Source organism: Kitasatospora sp. NPDC015120 (assembly GCF_043080305.1).
Classification (GTDB): Bacteria; Actinomycetota; Actinomycetes; order Streptomycetales; family Streptomycetaceae; genus Kitasatospora.
Map to the genome: position 1 here is coordinate 178,681 of NZ_JBIBVJ010000008.1, position 12,608 is coordinate 191,288.

General features: G+C 76.9%; 11 protein-coding genes. 7 read left to right on the top strand and 4 right to left on the bottom strand.

Annotation, left to right across the window (positions count from 1 at the left end; genetic code table 11):
- The first annotated feature begins 23 nt into the window (after positions 1 to 23).
- Positions 24 to 668 (top strand): dihydrofolate reductase family protein, encoded by a 645-nt coding sequence (locus tag ACF1AK_RS20770; protein WP_391500273.1) that lies wholly within the window; start codon positions 24 to 26, stop codon positions 666 to 668.
- 673 nt (positions 669 to 1,341) lie between these two features.
- On the top strand, positions 1,342 to 1,806 hold the full coding sequence (locus ACF1AK_RS20775) for a hypothetical protein (protein ID WP_391500274.1): 465 nt from the start codon (positions 1,342 to 1,344) through the stop codon (positions 1,804 to 1,806).
- A 50-nt stretch (positions 1,807 to 1,856) separates the two neighbouring features.
- Here the strand turns inward: ACF1AK_RS20775 and ACF1AK_RS20780 are convergent, their stop codons facing one another.
- Positions 1,857 to 2,402 (bottom strand): hypothetical protein, encoded by a 546-nt coding sequence (locus tag ACF1AK_RS20780; RefSeq protein ID WP_391500275.1) that lies wholly within the window; start codon positions 2,400 to 2,402, stop codon positions 1,857 to 1,859.
- Positions 2,403 to 2,579: 177 nt separating this feature from the next.
- Between ACF1AK_RS20780 and ACF1AK_RS20785 the strand changes: the two genes are divergently transcribed.
- Complete coding sequence (locus ACF1AK_RS20785) at positions 2,580 to 5,417, top strand: BTAD domain-containing putative transcriptional regulator (protein ID WP_391500276.1); 2,838 nt, start codon at positions 2,580 to 2,582, stop codon at positions 5,415 to 5,417.
- Between the two features lie 260 nt (positions 5,418 to 5,677).
- On the top strand, positions 5,678 to 7,060 hold the full coding sequence (locus ACF1AK_RS20790; protein WP_391500277.1) for a carbohydrate-binding protein: 1,383 nt from the start codon (positions 5,678 to 5,680) through the stop codon (positions 7,058 to 7,060).
- Positions 7,061 to 7,324: 264 nt separating this feature from the next.
- Here ACF1AK_RS20790 and ACF1AK_RS20795 read toward each other — a convergent pair whose 3' ends face one another.
- Positions 7,325 to 7,987 carry a GNAT family N-acetyltransferase gene (locus ACF1AK_RS20795; RefSeq protein WP_391500278.1) on the bottom strand — a complete coding sequence of 221 codons (663 nt, stop codon included), beginning with the start codon at positions 7,985 to 7,987 and terminating at the stop codon, positions 7,325 to 7,327.
- 152 nt (positions 7,988 to 8,139) lie between these two features.
- Here ACF1AK_RS20795 and ACF1AK_RS20800 point away from each other — a divergent pair, with 152 nt between their 5' ends.
- The 3 genes from ACF1AK_RS20800 to ACF1AK_RS20810 are packed head-to-tail and all read left to right on the top strand — an operon-like array spanning position 8,140 to position 11,460.
- Entirely contained in the window at positions 8,140 to 9,093 is a 954-nt protein-coding gene (locus ACF1AK_RS20800) for a TIGR03557 family F420-dependent LLM class oxidoreductase (protein ID WP_391500279.1), read from the top strand.
- 17 nt (positions 9,094 to 9,110) lie between these two features.
- A complete protein-coding gene (locus tag ACF1AK_RS20805; RefSeq protein ID WP_391500280.1) occupies positions 9,111 to 10,880 on the top strand; it encodes a glycoside hydrolase family 15 protein in 1,770 nt (589 codons plus the stop codon).
- A gap of 28 nt (positions 10,881 to 10,908) precedes the next feature.
- Positions 10,909 to 11,460 (top strand): YceI family protein, encoded by a 552-nt coding sequence (locus ACF1AK_RS20810; RefSeq protein ID WP_391500281.1) that lies wholly within the window; start codon positions 10,909 to 10,911, stop codon positions 11,458 to 11,460.
- Between the two features lie 78 nt (positions 11,461 to 11,538).
- Here the strand turns inward: ACF1AK_RS20810 and ACF1AK_RS20815 are convergent, their stop codons facing one another.
- Together ACF1AK_RS20815 and ACF1AK_RS20820 are read right to left on the bottom strand one after the other, a co-directional pair.
- Positions 11,539 to 11,979 (bottom strand): ATP-binding protein, encoded by a 441-nt coding sequence (locus ACF1AK_RS20815; protein WP_391500282.1) that lies wholly within the window; start codon positions 11,977 to 11,979, stop codon positions 11,539 to 11,541.
- 80 nt (positions 11,980 to 12,059) lie between these two features.
- A complete protein-coding gene (locus tag ACF1AK_RS20820; RefSeq protein ID WP_391500283.1) occupies positions 12,060 to 12,536 on the bottom strand; it encodes a hypothetical protein in 477 nt (158 codons plus the stop codon).
- Between the last annotated feature and the right edge of the window lie 72 nt (positions 12,537 to 12,608).

Sequence of the window (12,608 nt, forward strand, 5' to 3'; positions counted from 1 at the left end):
GCCGGCCACCGGAGGGTGTCCCCGTGTCCCTGGTACGCGTCCACAACTTCTCCGTCTCGCTCGACGGCTACGGCACGGGCGAGGGCCAGAGCCTGGAGACCCCGTTCGGCCACGCGGGCGACCGGCTGCACCGCTGGTTCTTCCCCACCCGCACCTTCCACGCCATGCAGGGCAAGGAGGGCGGCGGCACCGGCGTCGACGACGCCATGGCCCGCACCTGGGGCGACGGCATCGGCGCGGAGATCATGGGCCGCAACAAGTTCGGCCCGCAGCGCGGCCCGTGGCAGGACCACGAGTGGAACGGCTGGTGGGGGCCGAACCCGCCGTTCCACACGCCGGTGTTCGTCATGACCCACCACGCCAGGCCGAGTGTCGAGATGGAGGGCGGCACCACCTTCCACTTCGTCGACGGCTCCCCGCAGGAGGTGCTCGCCCGGGCCCGGGAGGCCGCCGGCGGTCTGGACGTGCGGATCGGCGGCGGGCCCGCGACCATCCGCGCCTTCCTCGCCGCCGACCTGGTCGACCACCTGCACATCGCGGTGGTGCCGATCGTGCTCGGCCGCGGCGAGCGGCTCTGGGACGGCCTCGAAGGCCTGGAGGAGCGCTTCCGCGTGGAGTCCGTCACCAGCCCGAGCGGCGTCACCCACCTGACCTTCACCCGGCCCTGAGCACCGGGCCGCCCGGTGCGGCCGCGCTCGCGCCGGGGGACGGCAGCCTTCCCGGCGCCCGGATCCCCACCGGTCACGGCCTCCCCCGTGCTCCGCGCCCTGGCGACCGGGCCGGGAGGCACCCCCCACCGCCCGGGCTCGGCCGCGGCCCCGTCCGGCCCGTTCCGCCAGGATCCGCCCCGTGGGCCCCGAAAGGGGTTCGGATGCCGATGCGGGTGCTCGACCGGAGGCCGACGGTGCCGCTCGCGGCGGCCGGGGCGCCGGCCGCCGCGGTGCGGTTCGTCCGGGGCGGGCGATGACCACCACCCCGCCGCCGGTGGGCGCGGGACGGCTGACGGGCTTCGTGGCCCTTCTCGCCGGGACGGGCGCCGGTCCGCGCCGCCCTCACCTGCCGGTCACCGCCGGCGGTCAGGGTGTGCCGGCCGTCCCCGTCGCGCTGCTGCTCGCGCCGGGGGCGGGGGGCGTTCCACCGCCGCAGGGAAGGGCGGCGGCCGGACGGCCGCCGGACGGGGGGCGGGCCGGGAGCCGCCGGTGCGCCCCCGTTCGCCCGGGTGCGCCCCGGGCGGCAGGGTCCGGGGAGGTTTACCGCTCCCGCCGGGGTGCCATATCCGAGGCTGCAAGGCCGGATCCGGCGGTCGGCCGGACCGGTCCCACCGAGGGAGGGGACACCCGTATGACAGACATCCACCGGTCCGCGTTGCGGTACACCGCCGACATCACCGCGGAGGACATCGACGGCCTGGCCGGGTTCATCGGCCGGCGGATCGTCGTGCTGCGGGAGGGGGCCGGCGTGCCGGGGGGCGAGGAGGAGCGGGTCGGCGCCGCGCTGTCGCAGACCGTGGCGGCGCTCACCGGGAGCGCGCGGGAGGTCCTCGGCGCGCTCGACCGGGCCGCGGAGTCGGCCGCGCAGGCCGGACCGGAGGGCGCGCCGGAGGGGGACGGGCCGGCCCGGCCCGCCGACGCCGCGGTCGAGGAGCTGATGGTGCGGCTCAGCACGCTGTGGCGGTACCTGCTGACGGCCGCCGAGGCGTGGAGCCACCTGCCGGACTACGACGTGGCGCGCTGGCGGCTGGACGGCCACCTGGACGCCGCGCACGAGGCGCGGGACCGCTGGCTCGCGGCCGGCGAGGTCTGGTAGGAGGCCGGGGCCGGCCCCGCCCGGGGCGGGCGGGGCCGGCCGTGCGGGGGTCAGCTGTTCCAGGGGTTGGCGGCCTGGTCGTTGATGTTCACCCAGAAGCGGACGTTCTTCGGCAGGTTGCCGTTGGCCCAGAAGGTCCAGCCGCCGGTCCACGCGTAGTTGTCGCCGTAGTGCCCGTCGTGGAACTCCGCCTGCCGCCAGTTGCGGCCGAACTGCCCGCGGCAGACGGCGTTGGCCGCCTCGGGGCTGGTCAGCTCGGTGCCCTTCACGGGGCGGCTGATCTCCACCTCGCCCAGGGCCCAGCCGTTGTAGAAGCCGAGGAGGATCCCGGGCGGGGCGGGGCGCAGGTCCTGGTTGAGGCAGAGCACCGGCAGCGAGTTCCAGGCCGGGGTGTCGCCGTGGTACGCGTCACTGGCGCTGCCGCCGGGACCGCCGACCTGGATGGCGAAGCCCGCACCGTAGTTGAGGACCTCCCAGGTCATCCCGGGGTGGTTGGCCGTGGTGGCGGCCTGGGCGGACGGGGCCGCGGCCAGGGGGGCGAGGGCGGCCACGGCGGTCGCTGCCGCGACGGCGGCGAGGCGCTTGATGCGGTTCATGGTCTGTTCCTCCAGGGAACTCCGGGGCGGGGTGATCGCAACGCCGTTCCCCTGCGGGGCCCGGCACGCACCGACCCTCTCAACCGCGCGCACGATTCTGGCATGATCTGGTCATCGGTTCGTCACCAAACGCGACGCTCCGACAGCGGTGTGCAGGACCCTGGGGAGGGGCAGCGCATGGAGTTCGCGATTCTGGGACCGCTGGAAGTCCGGACCGGCGGGGGCGAGCGGGTCCGGCTGGGCGGCGTGCGCCAGGAGCGGCTGCTCGCCGCCCTGCTGCTGCACGCGGGCGGCGCCGTCCCGGTGGCCCGGCTGGTGGACGCGGTCTGGGACGAGCGGCCGCCGGCCACCGCCGACCGTCAGGTCCGCAACCTGGCGGGGCTGCTGCGCCGCGGCTTCCGCAAGGCCGACCCGGCCGGGCCGCCGGCGTTGCAGACCGACGGGCGCGGCTACCGGATCCTGCTCGACGGCCACCGGGTGGACGCCCGGGCCTTCGCCGACGCGGTGGAGCGCTCCCGCCGCACGGCCGCCGCCGGGCAGCCGGCCGCCGCGGCGGCGGAGCTGCGCGAGGCCCTCGCGCTCTGGCGCGGGCCGGTGCTCGACGGGCTGGCGGGACAGGCGATCGCGGCGGGCGCGGTCCCGCTGGAGGAGCTGCGGCTCACCGCCTGGGAGGACTGCCTCGAACTGGAGGCCGCGCTCGGCCGGCACCGGGCGAGCATCCCCGAACTCACCGCGCTGGTCGCCGACCATCCGCTGCGGGAGCGCTTCGTCGGGCAGCTGATGCGGGCGCTGCACGCCTCCGGGCGCACGGCCGACGCACTGGGCGTGCACCGGCGGTTCACCACCCGGCTCGCGGAGGAACTGGGCCTCGACCCGAGCCCGGAACTGCGGCGGCTGCACCTGGACCTGCTCACCGCCGGGACGGCCCCGGAGGACCGCCCGCTCCCGGCCCGGGCCACCGGGCCGGGCGGCGACGGCCCGGACGGCGGGCCCGACGGCCGGCGGGAGCGCACCGCGCCGCCGCGACCCGCCCAACTGCCGCCCCCGATCGCCACGTTCACCGGCCGCGGCGCCGAGCTCGCGGCCCTCGACGCCTTCGCCGACGACGCGACCGCGACCATGCCCGCGACCGCGACCGCGACCGCACCGGGCACCGAGGGGCCCGGCACCGGCGCCGTCGACACCACCGCACCCGCCGCCCGGATCTGCGCGGTCTCCGGCAGCGCCGGCGTCGGCAAGACCACCCTGGTCGTCCAGTGGGCGCACCGGCGGCGCGCCCACTTCCCCGGCGGCCAGCTCTACGCCGACCTGCACGGCTTCTCCGCCGAACCGCCGCTGCCGCCGCACGCCGTGCTGGCCCGCTTCCTGCGCGCCCTCGGGGTGCCCGGCGAGCAGGTGCCGAGCGTGCCCGAGGAGGCCGCCGCCCTGTACCGCTCGCTGCTGGCCGGGCAGCGGGTGCTGGTCGTCCTGGACAACGCGCGCAGCGCCGAGCAGGTCCGTCCGCTGCTCCCCGGCGCACCGGAGTGCCTGACCGTGGTCACCAGCCGCACCGGCCTGGCCGGTCTCACCGCCCGGGACGGCGCCCGTCCGCTGGCCCTCGACCTGATGCCGGCGCGGGACGCCGTCGCCCTGCTCGGCCGGGTCATCGGCGGCCGGCGCACCCGCTCCGAGCCGGCCGCCGTCGCCGAACTGGCCGCCGTCTGCGGCCGGTTGCCGCTCGCCCTGGCCATCGCGGCCGGCCGGCTCGCCGAACGCCCCGGGCGGACCGTCGCCGACCACGTGGCCGAACTGCGCGACACCGGGGACCGGCTGACCGCGCTGGCGATCGACGGCGACGCCACCTCCGCCGTGCGCGCCGCGCTCGACCTCTCCTACCGGGCCCTGCCCGCCACCGCCCGCACCCTGTTCCGGCTGCTCTCGCTCGCCCCCGGACCCGGCTTGTCCGCGGCGGCGGCCGCCGCGCTCTGCGGCGAGCGCCCGGCCGCCGTGCGCCCCGTGCTGGAGCAGCTGACCACCGCCCATCTGCTCACCCACGAGGGCGGGGACCGCTACCGGCTGCACGACCTGCTGCGCCTGTACGCCGCCGAACGCGCCGCCGCCGAGACCGGCCCGGCGGTGCGCACCGCCGCCCGCGAGCGGCTCGGCACCTGGTACCTGCACCACGCCGACGCCGCCGCCCGGCTGCTCACCCCGCACCGCCGGCGGATCCCGCTCGCCGCGGCCGGGCCCTGGTACGAACCGCCCGCCTTCGGGACCGCCGCCGAGGCGCAGCGGTGGTGCGAGAGCGAGCACACCCATGTCCTGGGCGTGGTCCGTGCGGCGGCCGGGCACGGCCCGGACGACCTGGCCTGGCGGCTGCCGGTGGTCCTGTGGAGCTACTACTTCACCAGCCCCCACCTGGACGACCGGGAGGAGGCGGCCCGCCTGGCGGTGGCGGCGGCCGGCCGGGCCGGTGACCGCTACGGCGAGGGCCATGCCCGCAACGACCTCGCCACGGCCCTCGGCGCGCTCGGCCGGCATGACGAGACGCTCACCGAACTGCGGCTCGCCCGCGCCCTGTTCGCCTCGATCGGGGACCGAGACGGCGAGGCGCACGTGATCGGTCACCTGGGCGACCACTGTCTCAGCACCGGCGCCTACGGCCAGGCACGGCTGTACTTCCAGGGCGCGCTCGCGCTGCTCCGGGCGCAGCCGGAGGAGCGCCGGGACGACTGGGCGATCCGGGTGTGTGAGACCAACATCGGTGTCACCGCGATGCTGGCGGGCCGGGGCCGGGAGGCGGGCGAGTACCTGCACCGGGCCCTGGACCGCCACCGTTCCACCGGGGACCCGGTCCTGGAGGGCATCACGCTGTACCACCTGGGCGACCACCACCGCCGGCTGGACCACCCCGAGCAGGCGGCCGAGCGGCTGCGCCAGGCCCTCGCGGTGATCGACGGCACGACCGGCAATCCCCTGCTGCGCGCCGCGGTCCTGGCGGCCCTCGCGGACCTCGGCGAGGGCCGCCGGCCCTGACCGGACCGGCCGTCAGATCGCCCGCCGCCGCCCTTCGGGAGCCACCGGCGCCCCGGCCTCCCCGCGCGGCGGTGGCGGCGGTCTTGACGGAACGGTCAAGGAAAAGGTGTTCTGTACCACGGAGCCGGCCCCTCGGCGGCGGTGCGCATCCGGCGGGGTATAGCCCGGAGCTGTACCCCCGGGTGACATCTCCCCCGCCGGCGGACGGCGCTCCTACGGTTTCCCGCAACCCCCACACACCGTGACCGCGGGAGAACCCCATGCTCCGACGACCCGCCAGGGCCGCGTGCGCCGTCCTGGCCACCGCCGCCCTCGCTCTGACAGCGCTCCAGGGCACCGCCGGTGCCGCCGCCCCGAGTCCCGGCGCCGTCACCGCCGCCCGGGCCGCCGCGGCCGCACCGGACGCCCTCGGGGTGGCCGCCGCCGCGCCCGAGGTGATCGACGCGCTGCAGCGCGACCTCGGTCTGACGGCCGGCCAGGCCCGGGACCGGATCGCCAACGAGGCCCGGGCAGGTGCCCGCGCCGGTGCCCTCGCCCAGGGCCTGGGCGGCGGCTGGGCCGGCTCCTGGGTGGAGGGCGCCGACGCGGCCGGGCTGGCCGTCGCCACCACCCGGGCCGCCGACGCCGCGTCGATCCGCGCGGCGGGCGCCCGCCCGGTGCTGGTCGCCCGGACGCTGGCCGCGCTGGACGGGGCGCTGGCCGCCCTCGACCGCGCCGCCGGCCGTGACGCCGCCGGGCGGGCCGACGCGCTCGGCGCGGCGGTGCGCTTCGTCGACGTGCGCAGCAACACCGTGGTGGTGCAGGCCACCGACCCGGCCGCGGCCGAGCGGCTGGTCGCCGCCGCCGGGGTGGACCGGGCGGCGGTCCGGGTGGAGGCGGTGGCCGAGGCCCCGCGTCCGCTCTACGACCTGCGCGGGGGTGACGCCTACTACATCGACAACAGCAGTCGCTGCTCGATCGGCTTCCCGATCACCCGGGGGACCACCCAGGGCTTCGTCAGCGCGGGCCACTGCGGCCGGGCGGGCTCCAGCACGACGGGGTCCAACCGGGTCGCCCAGGGCAGCTTCCAGGCGTCGGTCTTCCCGGGCAACGACATGTCCTGGGTCGCCACCAACAGCAACTGGACGGCGACCCCGTACGTGAACAGCGCCTCGGGCGCGGTGAGCGGCTCGGTGCTCCAGCAGGTCGGCGCCTCGGTCTGCCGCTCCGGCTCCACCACCGGCTGGCACTGCGGGACCATCCAGCAGCACGGCACCAGCGTCACCTACCAGGAGGGCACCGTCTCCGGGGTGACCCGCACCAACGTGTGCGCCGAGCCCGGTGACTCGGGCGGCTCGTTCATCTCCGGGACGCAGGCGCAGGGCGTGACCTCGGGCGGCACCGGCAACTGCTCGCAGGGCGGCACCACCTACTTCCAGCCCGTCAACCCGATCCTCCAGGGCTACGGGCTGACGCTGAAGACGAACTCCCAGGGCCCCGGCCCGGGCCCGGGCAACCCCGGCGGCACCTGGGCGGCCGGCACCGTCTACCAGACCGGCGACACGGTGACCTACGGCAGCACCTCCTACCGCTGCCTCCAGGGCCACCAGGCGCAGGTCGGCTGGGAGCCGCCGAACACGCCGTCGCTCTGGCAGGCGGTCTAGGCGGGCCGGGCGGGCGGTCCGGGGCGGGCGCCGGTGCGGCCGTGCCCCGTCCGCCGGACGAGAACGCGACGGCGGGCCACCGGTGTGAGACCTTGGACGGGAACGAACCACCAAGGAGGCCCGATGTCCTCGAAGCGCCGCCGCAAGAAGAGGGCCCGCCGCAAGGGCGCCAACCACGGCAAGCGGCCCCAGTGCTGAAGCAGCGCTGAGCCGGTGCCGCACCCCCGCGCCGGTCCGGACTCCCCGTCCGGACCGGCGCGGCGTTCACGCGTCGGCGGGCCCGTCGCCCTGCGGGGCGTAGTAGAGGCTGGCCATGGGCGCGCGGACGCTCCAGCCGAGGGCGGAGTACAGGGCCCGTCCCTCGGGCGTGGCGACCAGGATGCCGGTTCCGGCGCCGGCGCGGTGCCCGGCATCCTGTAGGGCGCGCATCACCACGGAGCCCAGGCCTCGGCGGCGGTGGGCTGGGTCGGTCTCGATCTGGTCTGCGACGGCGCTCGCCCCGGTGACGGCGAGCTGGCCGCGCGCGGCGAAGCGGCCGTCCTCGGTGCGCACCAGGGCCCGCACCACGCCGCCGCGCTCCCAGCCGGTGAGGGTGTAGCCGGCGGGCGCGGACGGGCGGCCGGGGGCGAGCGGCACGGTCATCAGGTGGCCGGGGACGTCGTAGTGCCAGCCGGGGCCGAGCCAGGGGCGGACGGTGTCGTCGTCGGCGAAGAGCTTCAGCCAGGTGCCCGGCGCGGTGGTGGCCGCCACCAGCGTGCGGACGTCGGCCTCGGCGGGTTCCGGCAGGACGTGCCGGGCGACCTGGCGGGGCTGTCCGACGTCGATGCGCCACCCCCAGGGCTCGTCCACCGGGTCGGCCGCGCCCCGCGACACGATCCAGCCCTCGATCCACTCCCGCACCAGCTCGTTGACGGTGGGCTCGTCCACCCGCCACCCCCTGTAAGAGTCATTCTTTGGATTCACATCTTACCAAGGGCCGCCCGGGGGTCCCGGCGGTCTTGCGGCCCGGGCCGGGTTTCGGTGCGGCGGGGGCGGTTAGCCGTGTCGGTACCAGCGTCGATCCAGGAGCCGAGGCCACCATGACCGCGTTCGGATACTTCCTGTCCTGCGAGGAGTTCACCCCCGCACAGCTCGTCGACCAGGCGCGGCGGGCGGAGTCGGCCGGGTTCACCCGGCTGGCGATCTCCGACCACTTCCACCCGTGGAACGACGAACAGGGCAGCAGTCCCTTCGTCTGGGGCGTGATCGGGGCGCTCTCCCAGGTGACCGCGCTGCCGGTGACCACGCTGGTCACCTGCCCCACCGTCCGGCTCCACCCCGCGGTGACCGCCCAGGCGGCGGCGACCGCCGACGTGCAGCTGCCCGGCGGGCTGCGGCTCGGGGTGGGCACCGGCGAGGCGCTCAACGAGCACGTGCTCGGCGACCGCTGGCCGCCGTACGAGCAGCGGGCCGAGATGCTGGAGGAGGCCGTCGCGGTGATGCGCGAGCTCTTCACCGGCCGGCAGGTGTCGCACCGGGGCACGTACTACACGGTCGAGAACGCCCGGCTGTACACGCCGCCGCGCGAGGGCCGGCTGCCCGTCCACGTCTCGGCGTTCGGCGCCAAGGCGGCCGAGCGGGCCGCGGGCTTCGCCGACGGGCTGGTCACCATGACCCCGGACACCGGGCTGATCGACCGCTACCGCGCCGCCGGGGGCCGCGGCCCGGTGATCGGCGGGGTCAAGGTGTGCTGGTCCACCGACCGGGAGCGGGCCGTGAAGACCGTCCACCGGCTGTGGCCGAGCGAGCTGCTGCCCGGGGAGCTGGCCCAGGTCCTGCCCACCCCGGCGCACTTCGAGCAGGCCACCGAGCTGGTCACCGAGGAGATGGTCGAACAGGCCGTGACCTGCGGCGACGACCCGGCCGAGCACGCCGAACGGCTGGACGGCTACCGGCGGGCGGGCTTCGACGAGGTGTACGTGGGCCAGATCGGCGACGAGCAGGAGGGCTTCTTCGACTTCTACCGCGAGCGGGTCCTGCCGCGGCTGGGGTGAACGGTCCGGAGCGCGCCGTGACCGGCTACCCGCCCCGTGTGCTGGGCGACTACGCGCTCCTCGCCGACGGCGAGCGCGGCGCGCTGATCGGGCCGGACGGCGAGGTCGCCTGGCTCTGCGCCCCGCGCTGGGACTCCGAGCCGGTCTTCGCCGGGCTCGTCGGCGGCGCCGGCGTCCACGCCGTGACCCCCGTCGGCCGGTTCGTCCCCGGCGGCTCCTACGAGGACGGGTCGCTCATCCGGCGCAGCCGCTGGGTCACCGAGGAGGGCGAGGTGGAGTGCCGGGAGGCACTGGCGCTGCCCGCCGATCCGCACCGGGCGGTGCTGCTGCGCCGGGTCACCGCCCGGTACGCCCCGGCCCGGCTGCGGCTGCTGCTGGCGGCCGGTTCCGGCTTCACCACCACGGGCGCCGCCCGGCCGCCGCGCCGGGCCGGGGACGGCAGCTGGCGGATCAGGGCGGGCCGGTCGCGGCTGCGCTGGTCGGGGCCGGGCGCGGAACTGGCCCGCCCGGCGGGCGGCACGCTGGCCGCCGAGGTCGTGCTCGCCGCGGGCGAGTCGCTGGACCTCGTGCTGGAGGTCTCCGACCGGCGCCCGGACGGCCCGCCGCCGCGCAGCGCGGACTGCTGGCGGGCCACCGAGCGCGCCTGGCGGGAGGCGGTGCCGCGGCTGGACGGCGTCCCCGACGCGCGGGACGTCCGCTTCTCGTACGCGGTGCTGCGCGGTCTGACCTCCGCCCGCACCGGGGGCATGGTGGCCGCCGCGACCACGAGCCTGCCCGAACGCGCCGAGGCGGGCCGCAACTACGACTACCGCTACGTGTGGATCCGCGACCAGTGCCTGGCCGGCCAGGCGGTGGCCGCCTTCGGCCCGTACCCGCTGCTGGACGAGGCGGCCCGGTTCACCGCGGCCCGGCTCCTGGAGGACGGCCCGCGCCTGTCCCCCGCGTACACCGTGACCGGCGGCCCGGTGCCCGACCGCCGGTCGGTCGACCTGCCCGGCTACCCGGGCGGGCACGACCAGGTGGGCAACCGGGTGTCCCGGCAGTTCCAGCTGGACACCTTCGGCGAGGCGCTGCTGCTGTTCGCGGCGGCCGCCCGGCACGACCGGCTGGACCCGGACGGGCGCCGGGCGGTGCGGATCGCCGCCGAGGCCGTCGCCCGGCGCCGCCATGAGCGCGAGGCCGGGATCTGGGAGCTGGACGCCCAGGCCTGGACGCACAGCCGGCTGATCTGCGCGGCCGGGCTGCGCGCCGTCGCCCGGCCCGGTACGGCGCGGGCGGCCGGGGTCCCCGACGGCCTGGCCGCCCGGTGGGCCGCGCTCGCCGACAGCCTGGTGGCCGACGCCTCCCGGCGCGCCCTGCACCCCTCCGGCGCCTGGCAGCGCTCCCCCGAGGACCCGGGCCCCGACATCGCGCTGCTGCTGCCCCCGGTGCGCGGCGCCCTGGCCGCCGACGACCCGCGCACCGTCGCGACCCTGCGCGCCTGCCGCGAGCAGCTGACGGACGGCCACTACGCCTACCGCTTCCGCCACGACGACCGCCCGCTCGCCGAGACGGAGGGCGCCTTCGTGCTGTGCGGCTTCCTGATGGCGCTCGCCCTGCACCAGCAGGGCGAGACGGTCGAGGCCGCCCGCTGGTTCGAGGCGGCCCGCGGCTGCTGCGGCTCGGCCGGGCTGTTCGCCGAGGAGTACGACATCGCCCAGCGGCAACTGCGGGGCAACCTCCCCCAGGCCTTCGTGCACGCGATGATGCTGGAGTGTGCGGCCCGGGCGGCCGCGCCGCCGTCCTGACGGATCCTCATCACCACGGAGGCACAGCATGTCCGCTTCACTCACCGAGCTCACCGGCGACTACGTGCTCGACCCCGCCCACACCCGGATCGGCTTCGTGGCGCGCCACGCCATGGTGACCAAGGTCCGGGGCTCGTTCGCCCAGTTCGAGGGCACCGCCCACCTGGACGGCGCCGACCCGGCCAGGTCGGCCGGCCAGGTGACGATCAAGGCCCAGAGCATCGACACCGGTGTCGAGCAGCGCGACCAGCACCTGCGCACCAATGACTTCCTCGACGCCCCCACCTACCCCGACATCACCTTCCGCAGCACGTCCGTCGAGCCCCGCTCCGAGACCGACTACCGGGTGACCGGCGACCTCACCATCAAGGACGTCACCCGCCCGGTGACCATCGACTTCGAGTACACCGGCAACGCGGTCGACCCGTACGGCAACCTGCGGGTGGGCCTGGAGGGCTCGGTGACGATCAGCCGCAAGGAGTTCGGGGTCACCTGGAACGCGGCGCTGGAGGGCGGCGGCGTCCTGGTCGGCGACAAGGTCGTCCTGGAGTTCGACATCTCGGCGGTCAAGCAGGGTTAGACCGCTTCGCGCGAGCGCCGGGCCGGCCGGGTGGTCGCGGCCGGCCCGGCACTCGCGCCGCCGGGGAAGCGATGGCCGCTAGCAGGCCGGCAGCGGCCGGGGCGGGGGGAGGGCCACCTCGCACCAGACGGCCTTGCCCGGGCCGTGGCGGTACCAGCCCCAGCGGCGGGCCAGGCGGCCGAGCAGGAAGAGCCCGAGGCCGCCGACGTCCTCCGGGCGCCGGGGCGGGCGGGGGCGCGGCGGGCGGGGGCTGCTGTCGGTCACCTCGATCCGCAGGAGCTTCTCGTCGCGCAGGAGCAGCAGCGAACCCGGCTCGCCCGTGTGGCGGACGGCGTTGGTGACCAGTTCGGAGACCAGCAGCAGCACGTCCGCGACGACGACGCGTTCGGTGATGTCGTCGAGCCAGTCGGCGGTGCGGGCCCGGGCCTCGGCGGTGATGCCGGGGCGGGCCGACAGCGGGAGCCGCAGGAGCGTCAGCGCTCCCTGGAGACCGGTGACGGGCGGGACGGCCCTGGGCATGCGCGCGGTCCCCTTCCTGGGTGGCGAGGCGGCGCCCGGTGTCGGCCCGGGCGCCGCGGTCGGCGGTCAGCGGTCAGCGGTCAGCGGCCGAGGAAGTGACGCAACCGCCCGCCGCCGCTGCCGGCGGTACGGCTCTCGCGGTCCCCGGTGGCCGGCTCGTCGGCGACGGGTTCGTTCACGGGGTCGCCCACCGGTTCGTCCGCGGCGGGCTTCTCGACGACCCGCTTCTCGACGACCCGCTCCTCGGCCGGCGGCGCGTCGACGACGCGTTCCCGGGTGCCCGGGGCCCGCCGCGGCGCGGCGGCGGCCCGGCGGTCGCGCCGGTCCGTGCGGTGGACGCGCCGGCGCCTGCGGGCCGCGGCGGCCAGCGCGAGGCCGAGGCAGAACAGCAGCGCGAGCGCCAGCCCGGCGAGGAAGACACCGAGGCTGGAGAGCGTCACCAGCTGGTGCCCCAGAATGGTCACCTGGTACTCCGGTCCGCCGGACAGGTTGTCGGCGATCAGCAGGCCGGTGAAGGCCGCTGTCGCGGCCACCAGCAGGAGTCCGATCAGCAGCATGGCGGTGTCCCTTCGGTCCTCGCCCCTCCGGTGTCCGGTCCCCTCCGCTGCGTCGCGCCTACCCGGGCGGCT